14 protein-coding genes and 1 riboswitch are annotated in these 17342 nt (G+C 67.6%); of the genes, 3 read left to right on the top strand and 11 right to left on the bottom strand.

Annotated features, from left to right (window positions below):
• Positions 1 to 3 precede the first annotated feature (3 nt).
• From ACFWIX_RS09975 to ACFWIX_RS09955, 5 genes are all read right to left on the bottom strand, one after another.
• Entirely contained in the window at positions 4 to 246 is a 243-nt protein-coding gene (locus ACFWIX_RS09975) for an RNA-binding protein (RefSeq protein WP_377215966.1), read from the bottom strand.
• Between the two features lies 1 nt (position 247).
• Positions 248 to 670: a 30S ribosomal protein S16 gene (rpsP, locus tag ACFWIX_RS09970; protein WP_377215965.1), complete on the bottom strand. Its 423-nt coding sequence runs from the start codon at positions 668 to 670 to the stop codon at positions 248 to 250.
• A 199-nt stretch (positions 671 to 869) separates the two neighbouring features.
• Positions 870 to 1313: a hypothetical protein gene (locus ACFWIX_RS09965; RefSeq protein ID WP_377215964.1), complete on the bottom strand. Its 444-nt coding sequence runs from the start codon at positions 1311 to 1313 to the stop codon at positions 870 to 872.
• Positions 1314 to 1424: 111 nt separating this feature from the next.
• Positions 1425 to 2300: a VOC family protein gene (locus ACFWIX_RS09960; RefSeq protein ID WP_377215963.1), complete on the bottom strand. Its 876-nt coding sequence runs from the start codon at positions 2298 to 2300 to the stop codon at positions 1425 to 1427.
• A gap of 64 nt (positions 2301 to 2364) precedes the next feature.
• On the bottom strand, positions 2365 to 3462 hold the full coding sequence (locus ACFWIX_RS09955; protein WP_377215962.1) for an amidohydrolase family protein: 1098 nt from the start codon (positions 3460 to 3462) through the stop codon (positions 2365 to 2367).
• Between the two features lie 78 nt (positions 3463 to 3540).
• Positions 3541 to 3648, top strand: a riboswitch (TPP riboswitch).
• Here ACFWIX_RS09955 and thiC point away from each other — a divergent pair.
• Positions 3643 to 5445: a phosphomethylpyrimidine synthase ThiC gene (gene thiC / locus ACFWIX_RS09950; protein WP_377215961.1), complete on the top strand. Its 1803-nt coding sequence runs from the start codon at positions 3643 to 3645 to the stop codon at positions 5443 to 5445. (Overlaps the previous riboswitch by 6 nt.)
• Here the strand turns inward: thiC and ACFWIX_RS09945 are convergent.
• Positions 5442 to 6038 (bottom strand): alpha/beta fold hydrolase, encoded by a 597-nt coding sequence (locus ACFWIX_RS09945; RefSeq protein WP_377215960.1) that lies wholly within the window; start codon positions 6036 to 6038, stop codon positions 5442 to 5444. The genes thiC and ACFWIX_RS09945 overlap by 4 nt on opposite strands.
• Positions 6039 to 6138: 100 nt before the next feature.
• Complete coding sequence (gene ffh / locus ACFWIX_RS09940; RefSeq protein ID WP_377215959.1) at positions 6139 to 7716, bottom strand: signal recognition particle protein; 1578 nt, start codon at positions 7714 to 7716, stop codon at positions 6139 to 6141.
• A 79-nt stretch (positions 7717 to 7795) separates the two neighbouring features.
• On the opposite strand from ffh, the gene ACFWIX_RS09935 reads away from it, so the two are divergent.
• Positions 7796 to 9199, top strand: coding sequence for a glucose-6-phosphate dehydrogenase (locus ACFWIX_RS09935; protein ID WP_377215958.1), 1404 nt, complete (start codon positions 7796 to 7798; stop codon positions 9197 to 9199).
• A 76-nt stretch (positions 9200 to 9275) separates the two neighbouring features.
• On the opposite strand, the gene ACFWIX_RS09930 is transcribed toward ACFWIX_RS09935, so the two are convergent.
• Together ACFWIX_RS09930 and ACFWIX_RS09925 are read right to left on the bottom strand one after the other, a co-directional pair.
• Positions 9276 to 9614 (bottom strand): P-II family nitrogen regulator, encoded by a 339-nt coding sequence (locus tag ACFWIX_RS09930; protein ID WP_050687078.1) that lies wholly within the window; start codon positions 9612 to 9614, stop codon positions 9276 to 9278.
• Positions 9611 to 10969 (bottom strand): ammonium transporter, encoded by a 1359-nt coding sequence (locus tag ACFWIX_RS09925; protein WP_377215957.1) that lies wholly within the window; start codon positions 10967 to 10969, stop codon positions 9611 to 9613. Before ACFWIX_RS09925 ends, ACFWIX_RS09930 begins: the two co-directional genes overlap by 4 nt.
• Before the next feature lie 227 nt (positions 10970 to 11196).
• On the opposite strand from ACFWIX_RS09925, the gene ACFWIX_RS09920 reads away from it, so the two are divergent.
• Complete coding sequence (locus tag ACFWIX_RS09920; protein ID WP_377215956.1) at positions 11197 to 12432, top strand: MFS transporter; 1236 nt, start codon at positions 11197 to 11199, stop codon at positions 12430 to 12432.
• A 36-nt stretch (positions 12433 to 12468) separates the two neighbouring features.
• On the opposite strand, the gene ftsY is transcribed toward ACFWIX_RS09920, so the two are convergent.
• Both ftsY and smc read right to left on the bottom strand, forming a co-directional pair.
• A complete protein-coding gene (ftsY, locus tag ACFWIX_RS09915; protein ID WP_377215955.1) occupies positions 12469 to 13671 on the bottom strand; it encodes a signal recognition particle-docking protein FtsY in 1203 nt (400 codons plus the stop codon).
• Positions 13672 to 13694: 23 nt separating this feature from the next.
• Positions 13695 to 17300 (bottom strand): chromosome segregation protein SMC, encoded by a 3606-nt coding sequence (gene smc, locus ACFWIX_RS09910; protein ID WP_377215954.1) that lies wholly within the window; start codon positions 17298 to 17300, stop codon positions 13695 to 13697.
• Positions 17301 to 17342 lie beyond the last annotated feature (42 nt).

The following is a 17342-nucleotide window of genomic DNA, read 5'->3' as shown; positions in this document are numbered from 1 at the left end:
CGCTCAGCGGCGGCGGTCGGTGTCGACGACGTCGACCCTTACCGGTTCGCCGCCGGCCAGTGCTGCCACGACAGTGCGCAGTGCGCGTGCCGTCCGGCCCTGGCGGCCGATCACCCGTCCCAGGTCATCCTGGTGAACGCGAACCTCGAGGGTATCCCCGCGGCGGTTGTTCTTAGAATTGACCTTGACGTCATCCGGGGAATCGACGATTCCGCGGACCAGGTGCTCCAGCGCTTCTGCCAGCAATCTACTCAGCCTCGGTGGTCTCTGCTTCAGCGTCGGCCGGGGCTTCGGCTGCGTCAGCCTTGGAGGCCTTCTTGGTGATTGCTTCCGGAATGATCACGGAACCCTTTTCCGGGGCAACGAAAGCTTCCTTCGGAGCCTTGGTCTTCAGGGTGCCTTCCTGGCCCGGGAGGCCCTTGAACTTCTGCCAGTCACCGGTGATCTTCAGGATCGCGGCAACCTGCTCGGACGGCTGGGCACCGACGGACAGCCAGTACTGCGCACGCTCGGAGTCGACCTCGATGTATGAGGGCTCTTCGGTGGGGTGGTACTTGCCGATTTCCTCGATGGCGCGGCCGTCACGCTTGGTGCGTGAGTCTGCAACGACGATGCGGTAGTACGGGGCGCGCATTTTACCAAAGCGCTTAAGGCGAATCTTTACGGCCACTTTTGTGGTCACTCCTGTTTCAGAAAAGGGGTTGAACCCGGCGTTCTGCACCCGTGGGGCGGGCCATACTTGCGGGCTCGAAGGACAGGATCCAGACGCGGAGAGAGGGGCCACGCAGATCGAGTACCTGTCCATTGTGCCAGATCAGCGCATGGATTTCGACTTGGCATCCGCCCGGCACGCCGGGCCCGGGCGGCGCTTAGGCCGACCAGACGTACAAGGAGGTGCGGTCGCCCTCGTCCACGCTGCCGGCCAGTCGGGCCACCTGCTCAACGTAGGTCCGCGACTGGGCTGCACCGAACGGCATGTCATCCTGCCCGGCCCATTCCGCTGCGACATCGTCCAGCACGTTTCCCTCGCCTTCGGTTTCGTAGGTGAGGAGGTCGGCCAGGGCCCTGACCATGGCCGGTGGAACGGCCAGGAGCGAGTCGCTGGCCACGTCCACCATGGTCAGCTCATAGTCGGCTCCGCCTGCGTGCACCGCCTTGCCGGCGAGGTCACCCAGCTGCTCGACCTCGAAGTCGCTGATGTCCGGGATCCGCACCGCCTGGCCGCCGGCGGCGGCGGGACTGCCGCTGTCCAGCTGGCCGGCCCGCTTCAGGGCGGCGTCGTGCGTGGCGACAAAAATCTCGGTGAAGCCCATGGGAGTTACCCTCGTTCCGTCGTCGGTACGGCGCGGATAGCGGCGCCTTGCGCCTCCGCCGCTCCGGCAGGTGGCCGGGTATTTCTCAGCCTAGTACAGCGCAGGGCCGGATCAGCGCACGGCAACCCGAAGCCGGTTCCGCCAGGGATCCTCGAAGCGCAGCTCCGCTCCGGTGTGGTGCGACGGCACCCCCGCGACCTTGAGCCGGTCGGCCAGCGCGCCGACGTCGTCTGTTGACGGCACTTCGATGAGCACCTCGCCGAGCCCCAGCGTGTCCTTGCGCGGGCCGGCGCCGCGGCTGTTCCAGACGTTCATGGCCATATGGTGGTGGTAGCGGCCGGCGGAGACGAAGAGCGCCTGGCCGTGCCAGCCGGCCGTCTTCTCGAAGCCGAGGGTACCGACGTAGAAGTCCCGCGCCGTCTGCACGTCACCCACTTGGAGGTGGACGTGGCCCACGCCGGCTCCCGTTCCGCGCTGCCCCTCAAGGGATTCTTCGGTGAGGTACTGCTCGAGGTAGCGCTGGGGCGTCAGGGCCAGGCTGTCCATCACCACGTCCGTGCCGTTCCAGGACCAGTTGCTGCGGGGGCGATCCCAATATAGTTCAATGCCGTTGCCCTCGGGATCGCTGAAGTAGAAGGCCTCGCTGACCAGGTGGTCGGCGCTGCCCGTGAACAGGCCCGGGTCGAACTGGGCAGCCGTGGCCACCGTAGCGGCGAGGGCCTGCTGCGTTTCGAAGAGAAGTGCCGTGTGGAACAGGCCGGCCTCTCCCCGGCCCGGCAGGTGCAAACCGGGCGCCGGAGCCAGGTGGACCAGCGGCCTGCCCAGCCGGCCCAGGTAGACGCCGCCGTCCTGCTCGGCCACGACGTCCAGGCCCAGCGCCTTTTGGTAGTAGTGCGTCATGAGCTTCATGTCGCCCACCTTGAGCATCACCGTGCCCATGCCGAGCCCGGAGGGAAGAAGGTCCTGTTTTTCGGTCTCTGCGGTCATTGGAACGCCCCTACTCGTGCGGCCGCCCGGGTGGTGGCCCTGTCATGTCAAATGACTTGAAGCTTCAATTTATTCCTTGTTCATAAACTATGCGGCCGGCCAGCACCACCTGCTGCAGATGGCGGATTGCTTCCGGCCGGGTCCGCGGATCTGCGCTGCACACCACCACGTCTGCCCGCGCGCCTTCGGAAATGCCGTCCGCTCCCAGCCACTCGCGCGCGCCCCAGCAGGCGGCGTCGAGCGCCGCAGCTGCCGGCAGGCCCGCGGCATGGAGCGCCAGGATCTCGTCCGCAATGCGGCCGTGCCGGATGACGCTCCCGGCGTCGGTGCCCGCGAAAACCCGCACGCCGGCGTCGAACGCCTCCGCCACCCGCTCCGCGCGGCGCTCCCAGAGCGCCAGCATATGGGCCGCGTAGCGCGGGAATTTCGGCTGCGCCTGCGCGGCAATGTCCGGAAAAGTGGCGATATTGATCAGAGTGGGCACAATCGGCACGCGCTGCTCGGCGAAGCGGGACAGGTGCCGCGGCAGGAGGCCGGTGGCGTGTTCAATGCAGTCGATGCCGCCGTCCAGCATCTGGTCAAGGGTCTCCTCGGCGAAACAGTGGGCGGTGACACGGGCGCCTTCGTCGTGCGCCGCCCGGATGGCATCGCGGACGACGGCGGAAGGAAAGGAGGGTGCCAGGTCGCCAGCGCCCCGGTCGATCCAGTCGCCAACGAGCTTCACCCAGCCGTCGCCGTCGCGCGCCTGTTTCCGGACCATTTCGACGAGCCCGTCCGGTTCGACTTCGTGGGCGAACCCCCGGAGGTAGCGCCGGGTGCGCGCGACGTGCCGCCCGGCGCGGATCAGTACCGGAAACTCTCCGCCGCCCTGCATCCAGCGCGTGTCCGCCGGGGAACCGGCGTCCCGGATCAGCAGCGTGCCGGCAGCCAGGTCCGCCCGCGCCTGTGCTGCGGCGGTGGCGGCGTCCACGGGACCCTGCGGCCCCAGGCCGATATGGCAATGTGCGTCAACAAACCCCGGCAGCACCCAGCCGGGCAGGACCCGGTCCGGCACCCGCTCAGGCTTCCGGAAGGTCAGGCGCCCGTCCACGGACCACAGCCCGCGCACTTCCCGGTCCGGGCCTGTGAGCGCCGGTCCGCTGAAATGGATAACCTCCGGCATGGAACTCCTCTCGTCCTGCCCGGTCAGGCTAGCACCGTGAATGTGACGCCGCTCCCCCGGTGCCTGTGGTAGCTTCTTCCCTGACCACACGGGTGCCCCTGCAGGGGCTGAGATCGGGCTGACGCAGCCTGCGACCGTCGAACCTGTCCGGGTAATGCCGGCGAAGGAAGTGAGTATTCCTTGAGTACACCAGAAACACAGCTGAACCCTGCCCTCGATGCGTCTGCGGAGCCTGTCACGCAGTCCCTGAAGTCCCATTCGCTCGCCTTCCTCGAAGACAGCGAATCAGGCCTCCGGGTTCCTGTCACCGAGATTTCCCTGGCGAACTCCCCCAACGGCGAGCCCAACCCGCCATTCCGTGCATACCGGACCGCCGGTCCGGGAAGTGACCCGGTCCGGGGCCTGCGGCCCTTCCGCACCGAGTGGATCGAAGCGCGCGGGGACACGGAAGCATACAGCGGACGGGAGCGGAACCTGCTCGACGACGGCCGGTCGGCTGTCCGCCGCGGCGCAGCCTCCGCGGAGTGGAAGGGCGCGCAGCCGGTGCCCCGCCGCGCCGTCGACGGCAAGACAGTCACCCAGATGCACTACGCCAGGCAGGGCATCATCACGCCCGAGATGCGCTTCGTGGCGCTGCGGGAAAACTGCGATGTGGAACTGGTCCGCAGCGAGGTTGCCGCGGGCCGGGCCATCATCCCCAACAACATCAACCACCCGGAATCGGAACCGATGATCATCGGCAAGGCATTCCTGGTGAAGATCAACGCCAACATCGGCAACTCCGCTGTCACCAGTTCCATCGCCGAGGAAGTAGACAAACTGCAGTGGGCCACCCAGTGGGGCGCGGATACAGTCATGGACCTCTCAACCGGCGACGACATCCACACCACGCGCGAGTGGATCATCCGCAACTCCCCCGTGCCGATCGGCACCGTCCCCATCTACCAGGCCCTGGAGAAGGTCAACGGCGAAGCAAACGCCCTGACGTGGGAGATCTTCCGTGACACGGTGATTGAGCAGTGCGAACAGGGCGTGGACTATATGACTGTCCACGCCGGCGTGCTCCTGCGCTATGTTCCGCTCACTGCCAACCGGGTCACCGGCATCGTGTCCCGCGGCGGCTCCATCATGGCGGGCTGGTGCCTGGCGCACCACCAGGAAAATTTCCTGTACACGCACTTCGACGAACTCTGCGAAATCTTCGCCAAGTACGACGTCGCGTTCTCGCTCGGCGACGGGCTGCGGCCGGGCGCCACGGCGGACGCCAATGACGCCGCCCAGTTCGCCGAGCTGGACACCCTGGCCGAGCTCACCCAGCGCGCCTGGGAGTACGACGTCCAGGTCATGGTTGAAGGTCCGGGCCACGTCCCGTTCCACCTGGTCCGTGAAAACGTCGAACGGCAGCAGGAGCTGTGCAAGGGCGCCCCGTTCTATACCCTGGGGCCGCTGGTCACCGACGTTGCCCCCGGCTACGACCACATCACTTCGGCCATCGGCGCCACGGAGATTGCCCGCTACGGCACGGCGATGCTCTGCTACGTGACTCCCAAGGAGCACCTGGGCCTGCCCAACAAGGACGACGTCAAGACCGGCGTGATCACCTACAAGATCGCGGCACACGCGGCGGACCTGGCAAAGGGCCACCCCGGCGCGCACGAACGCGACGACGCCCTGTCCAAGGCAAGGTTCGAGTTCCGGTGGCGGGACCAGTTTGCATTGTCCCTGGACCCGGTCACGGCCGAGGCGTTCCATGATGAGACCCTGCCGGCTGAACCGGCCAAGACCGCACACTTCTGCTCCATGTGCGGGCCGAAGTTCTGCTCGATGCGGATCAGCCAGGACATCCGGGACGAGTACGGTTCAGCGGAGGCGCAGGCCGCACTGGCGGAGGCGGCGTCCGGAATGCGGGAGAAGAGCCAGGAATTCCTTGCCGCCGGCGGGAAGGTCTACCTCCCGGAGTTGAAGGTGCCGGCGGGGAGCTAGGAGGCTTGTGCCGTCTGGCCGCGGCTGACACCTGCGATAAACCGCCGGATGGTCCTGTCGCCTTCCACGGAATCGTGCGGCCGGTGCCCGCCGGCAGCAGTGCGGTGCACGGCGCCGGTTTCCCGCAGGTAGCCGGCAATCTCTTCGAACAACGGCTCCCAGCCTCCGGTGAGCACCAGGGTGGGGACACCGGGAACGATATGCAGCGGAGCTTCTGCGCACTCGCGGAACTGTGCCCGGTGCGCCGCCGTTGCGGGCAGGTCGGCCGTCAGGGACAGGCAGGCCGGCTCCACGAGAACCAGGGAATGGACGAGGTCAGGACGTTCCACCGCGGCGAGCATCGCGGGTATGGCGCCTTGGGCGTGGGCCACGACATGGCCGCCTGACGCGCCGCGGCCGTCGTCCTGCAGCGCGCGGAGGATGATCGCGGCGTCCCCGCCAAAGGACGGCTCTGCCGTCCCGGCCGCGGGACCGTACCCGAGGCGCCGGAGGAACAGGGCATCGTAGGCCAGCGCCATGCCGTGCTGGCGGGGCCAGGCGGCCGCGCCGAAGCTTCCGGCGCCATGCACGAACACTACCCGTTGCTTGACCATTACCCCACCCTATTCCACGGCTACAGCATCTTAAGTAAGTAGCGCCAAGTGTCGTTTTGAAGGGTCAAAACGGCACTTGGCGCTACCTGGTTGGGATGGGTTACTTGCCGAGGAACTTATCGAAGCCCTTGGGCAGGTTCAGCTGCGAGGGGTCGAAGTCGCCCTGCTGGCCGAACGCGGCACCGGTGGGCAGCGCCTTGCCGGCGTTGGCGCGGCGCGCTTCGGCCTCCCTGCGCTCCTGCGCAGCCTTGGCGGGGTTGCCGGACTTGGCCTTTTTCTTGGGCGCGTTCTTGGCATTCTTCCGCGCCCCGCCGGCGCCGGGGAGGCCCGGCATTCCCGGCATTCCGGGCATGCCGCCCTGCGCCATCTTCTTCATCATCTTCTGCGCCTGCGCAAAACGCTCCAGCAGGCCGTTGACCTCGGAGACGTGCACACCCGAACCCCGGGCGATGCGGGCGCGGCGGGAGCCGTTGATGATCTTGGGGGCGAGCCGCTCATGCGGCGTCATGGACCGCACGATCGCCTCGACCCGGTCAATCTCGCGCTCGTCGAACTGCTCCAGCTGCTGGCGCATGTTCTGGGCGCCGGGCATCATCATGAGCATCTTCTTCATGGAGCCCATATTGCGGATCTGCTGCATCTGGGCGAGGAAGTCTTCCAGGGTGAAGTCTTCCTGGTCGGCGAACTTCTTCGCCATCCGGGCTGCCTCGTCTTTGTCCCAGGACTTTTCCGCCTGCTCGATGAGCGTCAGGACGTCGCCCATGTCCAGGATGCGGGAGGCCATCCGGTCCGGGTGGAACAGCTCGAAGTCGTCCAGTCCTTCGCCGGTGGACGCGAACATCACGGGCTTGCCGGTCACCGACGCAACGGAAAGTGCGGCACCGCCGCGCGCGTCGCCGTCGAGCTTTGAAAGCACGATGCCGGTGAAGTTCACGCCTTCATCGAACGCCAGCGCCGTGTTCACGGCGTCCTGGCCGATCATGGCGTCGATGACGAACAGGACTTCGTTGGGCACGATGGCGCGGCGGATCTGGCGCGCCTGTTCCATCATGTCGGCGTCGACGCCGGTCCGGCCGGCCGTGTCCACGATGACCACGTCGTGGAGTTTCTGGCGGGCTTCCTCCACGCCAGCACGCGCAACCGCAACGGGGTCGCCGGCGGGCTGGTCGAGCTCAGAGGACGTGGCTCCCGGGTGCGGCGCGAACACCGGCACCTTGGCGCGCTGGCCCACCACCTGGAGCTGCGTGACGGCGTTGGGCCGCTGCAGGTCGCACGCCACGAGCATGGGGCTGTGGCCCTGGGACTTCAGCCACTTGGAGAGCTTTCCGGCGAGGGTGGTCTTACCGGCGCCTTGGAGGCCGGCCAGCATGATGATGGTGGGGCCGTTCTTGGCCAGGCGGATCCGGCGGGTCTCACCGCCGAGGATCTCCACCAGCTCCTCGTTGACGATCTTGACGATCTGCTGGCTCGGGTTCAGCGCACCGGACACCTCGGCACCCAGGGCGCGTTCCCGGACGCGGCCGGTGAATTCACGGACAACGGGAACGGCAACGTCGGCGTCAAGGAGCGCGCGGCGGATCTCGCGTACGGTGGCGTCAACGTCAGCCTCGGTGAGGCGGCCCTTGCCGCGGAGATTCTTGAAGGTTGCTGTCAACCGGTCAGAAAGTGAATTGAACACGTGCCGTTCTTTCAGTGGATGATCGGGACTCGACTATCTAGGGTACCAACTCGGACACGCAAGGTGGCATGCTGGCAAAATGACCAGCCCAACAACTGTCAGGACCCTGCTCATCCTCGGCGCTTCCGGCGACCTCACCGGCCGGCTGCTGCTCCCTGGCCTCGCCCGGCTGGTGGCACGCGGACGTGCCGGGGGTCTGCGCCTGGCCGGTGCCGGCTCTGATCCATGGACGCAGGAACAGTGGCGCCAACGGGTTGGCGAAGCCTTCAGCACCGCCGCCAGGGATGCCGATGAGCAGAACCGGCAGGCCCTGGAATCCATGGCCGGCGAAACCGCGTACCACCAGCTGGACGTCACGGCGGACGGCGCCCTGGCCGGACTCATCGCCAGCCTTGAAGGGCCGGTGGCCATCTACTTCGCACTGCCGCCGCAGGTCAGCCAATGGGCCTGCGAGGCCCTGCAGCCGGATCAGCTTCCGCCGGGCACGCGGCTGGTCATGGAAAAGCCCTTCGGCTCCGGCGAGGAATCGGCGCGGGCCCTTAACCGGACCCTTGTGCAACTGGTTCCCGAGGACCACATCCACCGCGTTGACCATTTCCTGGGCAAGGCCACGGTGCTGAACATCCTGGGCCTGCGCTTCGCGAACAACTTCCTGGAGCCGGTCTGGAACCGGGAGCACGTGGAAAAGGTGGAAATCATCTTCGACGAGGACCTGGCGCTGGAAGGCCGCGCCCGGTATTACGACGGCGCCGGCGCCCTCCGGGACATGGTCCAGAGCCACCTGCTGCAGATCATGGCGCTCATGGCCATCGAGCCGCCGGCCACCATCGGCGAGCGCGACCTCCGCGATGCCGTCGCCACCGCGCTTCGGGCCAGCAGCGTCACTGCCCCGTATGGGGAGTCCACCCGCCGCGCCCGGTACACAGCGGGGACTGTGGCCGGTGTTGACGTCCCGGGCTACGCCCGGGAGGAGGGCGTGGATCCGGGCCGGAACACCGAAACCCTGGCCGAAGTCGAGGTCCGGATCGCCAACTGGCGCTGGAGCGGCGTTCCCTTCATCCTGCGTTCGGGCAAGGCCATGGGCACCAAGCGCAAGGAGGCGGTGGTGACTTTCCGTCCCGTCCCCCACCTTCCCGAGGGCTTCACGGGAGTGGACTCCCCCAACCAGCTGCGCATCGGCTTCGGACCGGACACGCTCCAGTTCGACGTAGACGTCAATGGCCCGGGCAACATCTTCAGCCTGGGCCGGATCACCCTGGATGCGGAGCTGAGCGCCTCGGATCTCCTCCCCTACGGTGAAGTGCTGGAGGGGGTGCTCAACGGGGACCCGCTCCTGTCCGTCCGGGGCGATACAGCGGAGGAATGCTGGCGGATCGTGGAGCCGGTGCTTCAGTCCTGGGCGGAGGGCGCCGTTCCGCTGGAGGAGTACGACGCCGGCTCGGACGGTCCGCTTTCCTGGCCCGCCAGGGGTGCGGTCCACTGAGCGCAAACGCCAGAGGCCTGTCCGCAGATCCTCACCGTCAAGGTTCGGATCCGCGAACAGGCCTCTGATACGGGCGTCAGATTGCGGCTACCCCGCGTTCGCCGGTCCGAACCCGGACTGCCTCGAAAACGTCCATCGTCCAGACCTTGCCGTCGCCGGCGCGGCCCGTGTTGGAGCTGGCGATGATGACGTCCAGGATGTCGTCCGCCTGTTCGTCCGTAGCAAGGACCTCCACCCGGATTTTCGGCAGCAGATCAACGTTGTACTCGGCTCCGCGGTACACCTCCGTGTAGCCGCGCTGCCGGCCGTAGCCGCTGGCTGCGCTGACCGTGAGGCCCTGGACCCCGTAGGATTCCAGCCCTTCCCGGATGGCTTCGAGTTTTTCGGGCCTGACGATGGCAGTAATCAGTTTCATGCCCCCACGCTTTCCTTGCCTGTTGCCGATTCGGTCTGCTGCGTGCCGGCTGCTGCCTGGTCCGCCGTCTGGCTCTTGCCGGTCATCACGTCATGCAGGGGCTGGAACGAGCCGCCGTGCCCGGAGACGCCGAACTCGTAGGCCGTCTCCGCGTGCAGGCTGAGGTCCACGCCCACGGTTTCCTGCTCCTGGGATACCCGGAAGCCCATGGTCTTGTGGATGGCCAGGGCAATGATGACCGTAAAGACTGCCGAGTAGGCGATGGCGATGCCGGCCGCAGCCAACTGGGCCCACATCTGGGTCATGCCGCCGCCATAGAAGAGGCCGCCGCCGGCGCCGTCTTCCGGCAATGCGATGAAGCCAAGTGCCACGGTGCCGATGATGCCCGAAACCAAGTGCACACCCACCACATCCAGCGAGTCGTCGAAGCCCCAACGGAACTTTAGACCCACGGCCAGGGCGGAGGCAACGCCTGCCACGACGCCCAGTCCCAGGGCACCCACCGGGCTGACGTTGGCGCAGGCCGGAGTGATGGCAACCAGCCCGGCCACCACACCGGATGCTGCGCCGAGGGACGTGGGGTGGCCGTCGCGGATGCGTTCGGTGACGAGCCAGCCGAGCATGGCCGCTGCCGGCGCCGCCAGGGTGTTGACCCAGATGAGACCGCCCTGTTCAGCGGAAGAGGCGAGGCCGCCGTTGAAGCCGAACCAGCCGAACCACAGGATGGCTGCGCCGAGCATGACGAACGGGATGTTGTGCGGCCGGTGATTGGGGTCCTTGCCGAAGCCTTTGCGGTTGCCGATGATGAGGACCAGGATCAGGGCCGCCACGCCGGCGTTGATGTGGACGACGGTGCCGCCTGCGAAGTCGATGGCCGGGCCGAGCGCCTGGCCGATGGCGCCTTCCTCACCGAAGAGACCGCCACCCCACACCATGTAGGCCAGGGGGCAGTACACCAGTGTGACCCAGACGGGCACGAAAACGCTCCATGCGCCGAACTTGGCGCGGTCGGCGATGGCGCCGCTGATCAGGGCAACGGTGATGATGGCGAAGGTTGCCCCGTAGCCCACCAGGATGAGGCCGTCCGGCGAATCCGCCGTGTTGACTCCCTCGAGGCCGAAGCTCGCAAACGGGTTCCCGACGATCTGCAGGAAGCCGTCACCGCCCGTCATCGAGTAGCCCCACAGCACCCACACGACACTGACGATGCCGATGGAGATGAAGCTCATCATCATCATGTTCAGCGCTGCCTTGGCGCGCGTCATGCCACCGTAGAAAAATGCGAGCCCTGGTGTCATGAGCAGCACGAGTGCTGCCGCCACCATCAGCCATACGTGACCTGGGGTAAGTTCCATGGTGCACGTCCTCCCTATGATCGATTCTGCGGAATACTCCGCCTGCCAACGCCGTTTTGCGTCCTGTATCGAGTCTGGGGTTGACGTGTTTCGGCTGCCGCGGATTTATATTGCGGCCCTGTTACATCAACCTCCAGGAAGTAAATGGTGCATATCCGGCTTGTTACGGTGGTGTTTCGTCCCCTTCGCCGGTTCCCGGCACTGTCCACGGCAAGGATTGCGGCATCATGACGGCAGAACCCCGCGACAGCGGCGCCCCACCCACGTTCCTGGCGCGATTCCTGCAGCGTCCCGGAAAGTTCCCGCGGGACATCAAGGTGATGCTTGCCGCCGCGTTCCTGATCGCCCTTGGCTTCGGCCTCGTGGCCCCCGTGCTGCCGCAGTTCGCCACCACGTTCGGGGTGGGAAACACCGAGGCGTCCGTGATCGTGGCCATCTTCGCGTTCATGCGCCTGGTGTTTGCTCCGGCAGGCGGGGCGCTCATTGGACGGCTGGGGGAACGGCCCGTCTACGTCGCGGGGCTGCTGATTGTGGCGGCGTCCACGGCAGCCTGCGCCTTCGCCCAGGACTACTGGCAGCTGTTGCTGTTCCGAGGCCTGGGCGGTGCCGGATCGGTGATGTTCACGGTCGCCTCAATGGCACTGGTGGTCCGGCTGGCGCCGGCCGAAAGCCGCGGCCGGGTGTCCGGCGCCTACGCCTCGGCGTTCCTGGTGGGCAACGTGTGCGGGCCCATCGTGGGCGGCCTGCTGGCAGGTTTCGGCCTGCGCGTTCCGTTCCTGGCCTACGCCGCCGCTCTGGTGGTGGCCGCCTGGGTGGTCCAGACGCAGCTGAGCCATCAGCGCCGTAGCAGCGGAGGCGCGCAGCGAACTCCGGCGCTTTCGTTTACCGAGGCCTTGGCGGCAGGCGCCTACCGGTCCGCGCTGGTCTCCAGCTTCGCCAACGGGTGGGCGACATTCGGCGTGCGGATGGCAACGGTACCGCTCTTCGCCGCTGCCGTTTTTGGTTCCGGTCCGGCCGCTGCGGGGCTTGCCCTTGCCGTATTCGCTGCGGGCAATGCCGCAGCGCTCACGTTTTCCGGCCGCCTGGCGGACAGCGTGGGGCGCCGGCCCATGATGGTCTGGGGGCTTCTGGTTGCCGCGGGCGCCACAGCGGCGATCGGCACGACAGCGGATCTGGGCTGGTTCCTGGCCGCTTCTGCGCTGGCCGGCGTCGGCTCAGGCCTCTTCGGCCCGGCCCAGCAGGCCGCGGTAGCGGATGTCATCGGCAACGACCGTTCCGGCGGCAAGGTCCTGGCCGTCTACCAGATGGTGTCAGACGTCGGAGCGATCGTGGGTCCTGTACTGGCCGGAGTGCTTGCGGACCGGCTGGGTTATGGCTGGGCGTTCGGGGTGACCGGCGGGATCATGCTGGTGGCGGCCTGCAGCTGGCTCGCCACCAGGGAGACCCTGCGCCCGGCTCACTGAGCGGGCGCAGGCCGATCTGCCAAACGCGCGCTACGGCTAGTTCAGCAGCGCGTCAACGAAGCCTTCAGCCTCGAACGGTGCAAGGTCGTCCGCGCCCTCGCCCAGGCCAATGAGCTTGACCGGCACGCCAAGGCTCTTCTGGATGGCCACCACGATGCCGCCCTTGGCGGTGCCGTCCAGCTTGGTCAGGACGATACCGGTGATGTTGACCACTTCGGAGAACACCCGGGCCTGGTTAAGGCCGTTCTGGCCCGTCGTTGCGTCCAGCACCAGCAGGACCTCGTCAACGTCCGCGAGTTTCTCGACGACGCGCTTGACCTTGCCCAGCTCGTCCATCAGGCCTACCTTGTTCTGGAGGCGGCCCGCGGTGTCGATCATGACCACGTCCACCTCTTGCTCGATGCCGGCCTTAACGGCCTCGTAGGCAACCGAGGCGGGGTCGGCGCCGTCGATATCCGACTTAACGGTGGGGACGCCCACGCGCTGGCCCCAGGTGGCCAGCTGTTCGGCGGCGGCGGCACGGAACGTGTCCGCGGCTCCCAGCAGGACGTCCTTGTCCTCGGCCACCAGGACGCGTGCCAGCTTGCCGACGGTGGTGGTCTTGCCCACCCCGTTGACGCCGACGACCATCATGACCGCGGGCTTGCCGTCCTGCCGCTCGATGTTGAGGCTGCGGTCCATGGTGGGGTCCACCAGCTTGACCAGCTCTTCGCGCAGGAGGGCCTTGACGTCCTCGGGGGTGCGCGTGCCCAGGACCTTGACGCGTTCACGGAGTGCATCCACCAGCTGCATCGTGGGCTCGGTGCCCAGGTCCGCCAGGAGGAGGGTTTCCTCCACTTCGTCCCAGACGCCCTCGTCGATCCGGTCGCTGGAGAGCAGCGCAAGCAGGCCCTTGCCCATGATGTTGTTGGACCGGACCAGCCGCTCCCGCAGGCGCATGAGCCGTCCGGCAACGGGCAGCGGGGTATCGACGGGGATGGTTTCGAGCCCGGCGGCATCGTCCGGAACCTCAGCGCCCTCCAGGCCTTCCAGCTCCACGCCTGCAGGCGCCGTCCGGTCCGCCACCGGCGCATCGGAGACCATAGTGCTGCCGCCGCGGGCGGCCTCGGGATCATTGGCGTCGCGGGTCCCCGGGTACTGGTTGATGTTCCGGCGGGTCTTGAGCAGGACCGGAATCAGCCCGCCGATAACCACCAGGGCAGCAACAATGGACAGGATAATGGGAAGGATTTCATTCACTCCCCTAGCTTCTCACAGGGCAGCTACACGTCCGCGGTCTGCCGGTCCCCTGCCAGGCGTTGGCTGATGACGGTGGAAACGCCATCACCGCGCATGGTCACGCCGTAGAGGGCGTCCGCCACTTCCATGGTGCGTTTCTGGTGGGTGATCACAATCAGCTGGCTGGATTCCCGCAGCTCCTCGAAGATGGTGATGAGGCGGCCCAGGTTGGTATCGTCCAGGGCAGCTTCCACCTCGTCCATGACATAAAACGGGGACGGCCGCGCCTTGAAGATCGCCACCAGCAGCGCCACGGCCGTCAGCGAGCGTTCACCGCCCGAGAGCAGTGAGAGCCGCTTGATCTTCTTGCCGGCCGGCCGGGCTTCCACCTCGATGCCTGTGGCCAGCATGTCGTCCGGGTCGGTGAGGACCAGCCGGCCCTCACCGCCCGGGAACAGCCGTTCAAAGACCCGCACGAACTGGGCCTGGGTGTCCTCGAACGCTTCAGCGAACACCCGCTGCACGCGCTGGTCCACTTCCTTGATGATGTCCAGCAGGTCCTTGCGGCTGGCCTTCAGGTCCTCCAGCTGGGAGCTGAGGAACTGGTGTCGTTCCTCCAGGGCCGCGAATTCCTCCAGGGCCAGGGGGTTGACCTTGCCCAGGCTGGCAAGATCCCGTTCCGCCCTGCGAAGCCGCTTCTCCTGCTCGGCACGCACGTAGGGATTTCCCTCGAAGATATCCTCGCCGGCCTCGTCCACAGGGGTACGGAGGGCGGCCCATTTGTCCCCGGACTCCTCCGCCGGTACGGGCACAGGGACGTGAGGCCCGAACTCTGCCACGAGCGCGTCCGGGGTAATCCCCAGTTCGTCGATGGCCCGGGTTTCCAGGGCCTCGATCCGAGCCTTTTGCTGGGCGCGGGCGAGTTCGTCACGGTGGACAGTATCGGTCAGCTCCGCCAGCTCGCGGGCCAGGGCTTCGGTGGCCGAGCGCACCTCAGCCAGTTCCTTGTCCCGTCGTTCCCGGTTTTCCTCGGCGAGGTCCCGTTCGTGCCGGGCAAGGTCCACGGAAACGTCCAGGTACCGAAGGGAAAGGCCCACGGCGGCACCCACCGCAGCGGCCCGTCCCGCCTGCAGCCGGCGCCGGCGGGCCCGCTCTGCGGCTTCGGCCCGGGCACGCCGCTCGGTGACGGCGGCCCGTTCCAGCGAAGCGGCCCGGTTTCCTGTGGCGGACAGCTGCTCTTCGGCGCTGCGCAGCGCCAGGCGCACCTCCATCTCGGCGGCACGGGCGACCGACGCTGCCTGGGCGAGTTCGTCGCGGTGTGCGGTTGAAGGCTCTTCCTCCAGCGGCGCCTCCTGCGCTGCGGCAAGCCTCGCTGCCACAGCGGCGAGCGCTTCCTCCTCCGCGGCGACATTGGCCTCGGCGCGGGCCAGGGACTGGGCCAGGCGGTCGCTTTCCCCCACAGCGCTGCGCAGGACGGAATTCAGGTGGCCCAGGCGTTCGGCGACGGCGGCGAGGCGGGCGTCGGACTCGTGCAGCCGGTCCATCGCGGCATCGGCCCGGTCCTGCGCGCCGGCCCGCCGCGCCTCTGCGGCGGCCAGTGCAAACCTGTTGCGCTCCAGAGTGGCGGTGACCTCCTGAAGGTCAGCTTCGGCGCCGTCCACGGCGGCCTGAACCTCAAGCAGCGAGGGTGCCTTCGCCGAGCCGCCGTTGGCGGAGACGGCGGTGAAGATGTCCCCGGCGCGGGTAACCGCGGTGACGTCCGGGTGGCGGTCCACCAGTTCCGCCGCGGCTTCGAGGCTCTTGACGACGGCGGTGCGCGCCAGCAGGTGCCTGACCCGTCCGGCGAACTGTCCGTGCCCGCCCACCACGCCTGCGGCCGGGAGGGCACCCTCCGGGAGTTCCGGCAGCGGCGGCCCGGATGCCGGTTCCCCGTCTCCTGCCGAAGCCATCAGCAATGCTGCCCGTCCGGCGTCGTCCGTTTTAAGCAATTGAAGGAGCGCCACCGCGGTTTCCGGGCCGTCCACGAGGACCGCCTCCGCTGCTTCGCCCAGGGCAGCTGCGATGGCGGCCTCGAATCCGCTTTCCACCTCAATCTCGCCGGCGAAGCTTCCCCGGATACCAGCCAGTCCCGCCTGGAGTGCGTGGCTGGCGCCGTTCTTCCGTTCCAGCCCCAGCTTCAATGCATCCCGGCGGGCCACGAGGGCGTCCCGGCGGCGGATTCCCTCATTCACGTCCGCGGCCAGGCCGGCGATGTCCTCCAGTACAGCATCAAGCGCTTCGGCCGCGGCTTCGTACTCGGCGTCCAGGGACTCTTCGCCCTCCTCCACGCCTGCCACCTGGTTCTCCAAGGCGGAGAATTCGGCTTGGGCGCGGGCACGGCGCTCTTGTCCTGCGGCCAGTGACTCGCGCAGCCTGCCGAGTTCCGCCTGCGCAGACTCCACCCGTGAACGGGCCGCAGCCACTTGCCCGGCGAGCTTGGCCAGGCCTTCGCGCCGGTCGGCGGCCGCCCGCAGCTGCGCGGTGAGCCTTTTATCCTCGGCCAGTGCGGCGCGTTCTGCCTCCGCCTTCGCGGCCTCGGCCTGTTCCAGGGCGCTGCGCCGCTTCTCCGTGTCCCGTTCCAGCCCGGCGAGTTCTTCGCGGACGCTCGCGGCTTGGCGCTCCAGCTGGTCGGGGTCGCGGCCGGATGCCGGTTCGGTGTCCACGGCACCGAGCAGGCGGCTGCGCTCCTGCGCGAGCGAACCCAGGGACCGGAACCGCTCTCTGGCAGCACTGAGCCGGTACCAGGTATCCCGGGCGGCATTGAGCCGGGGCGTGGCCTGGGCTGCCAGCTGCTCCAGCTCCGCCTGCTGCCGGCGTCCGGCTGCGAGGTCGTGTTCGACGGCGGTCCGCCGGGCCTTCAGCGCGGCCTCGTCAGCCACGTCCCGCTCCAGGGCCGACTGCAGCTGGACCAGGTCATCGGCAAGGAGCCGGGCACGCGCGTCCCGGACGTCGAACTGGACGCGCTGGGCGCGGCGGGCCACTTCGGCCTGCTTGCCCAGGGGCGTCAGCTGGCGCCGGATCTCCCCGGTGAGGTCCGTGAGCCGCTGGAGATTTGCCTGCATGGCCTCGAGCTTGCGGACGGTGCGTTCCTTGCGGCGGCGGTGTTTGAGGATTCCGGCGGCTTCCTCGATGAAGCCGCGGCGGTCCTCGGGGGTTGCGTGCAGCACACGGTCCAGCTGCCCCTGCCCCACGATGACGTGCATTTCCCGGCCCAGGCCTGAATCGGAGAGCAGTTCCTGGATGTCCAGCAGCCGGCAGCCGGACCCGTTGATGGCATACTCGGACCCGCCGGTCCGAAACAGTGTCCTCGAGATGGTCACCTCGCTGTATTCGATGGGCAGGGCACCATCAGCATTGTCGATAGTGAGCGAAACATGGGCGCGGCCCAGCGGCGGCCGGCCGGAGGTGCCGGCGAAGATGACGTCCTCCATCTTGCCGCCGCGCAGGGTCTTCGCGCCCTGCTCGCCCATCACCCAGGCCAGGGCATCCACCACGTTGGATTTGCCGGACCCGTTGGGGCCCACCACAGCGGTCACGCCGGGCTCAAAATCGAAGGTGGTGGCCGACGCGAAGGACTTGAATCCCCGGACGGTCAGGCTTTTGAGGTGCAAGGTATTTCGGGTCTCCTCGTGGTGTCAGCGGGTGCCGGGCTG

Origin of the sequence: Pseudarthrobacter sp. NPDC058362 (assembly GCF_042723515.1) — a bacterium.
Taxonomy (GTDB): domain Bacteria; phylum Actinomycetota; class Actinomycetes; order Actinomycetales; family Micrococcaceae; genus Arthrobacter.
This window is presented reverse-complemented; position numbering and strand designations above follow the sequence as displayed.

Coding starts and splice junctions, on each gene's coding strand:
- ACFWIX_RS09965 (WP_377215964.1), bottom strand. CDS start 1,313: ATGGGCTTCACCGAGATTTTTGTCGCCACGCACGACGCCGCCCTGAAG.
- ACFWIX_RS09960 (WP_377215963.1), bottom strand. CDS start 2,300: ATGACCGCAGAGACCGAAAAACAGGACCTTCTTCCCTCCGGGCTCGGC.
- ACFWIX_RS09955 (WP_377215962.1), bottom strand. CDS start 3,462: ATGCCGGAGGTTATCCATTTCAGCGGACCGGCGCTCACAGGCCCGGAC.
- ACFWIX_RS09945 (WP_377215960.1), bottom strand. CDS start 6,038: ATGGTCAAGCAACGGGTAGTGTTCGTGCATGGCGCCGGAAGCTTCGGC.
- ACFWIX_RS09935 (WP_377215958.1), top strand. CDS start 7,796: ATGACCAGCCCAACAACTGTCAGGACCCTGCTCATCCTCGGCGCTTCC.
- ACFWIX_RS09930 (WP_050687078.1), bottom strand. CDS start 9,614: ATGAAACTGATTACTGCCATCGTCAGGCCCGAAAAACTCGAAGCCATC.
- ACFWIX_RS09925 (WP_377215957.1), bottom strand. CDS start 10,969: ATGGAACTTACCCCAGGTCACGTATGGCTGATGGTGGCGGCAGCACTC.
- ACFWIX_RS09920 (WP_377215956.1), top strand. CDS start 11,197: ATGACGGCAGAACCCCGCGACAGCGGCGCCCCACCCACGTTCCTGGCG.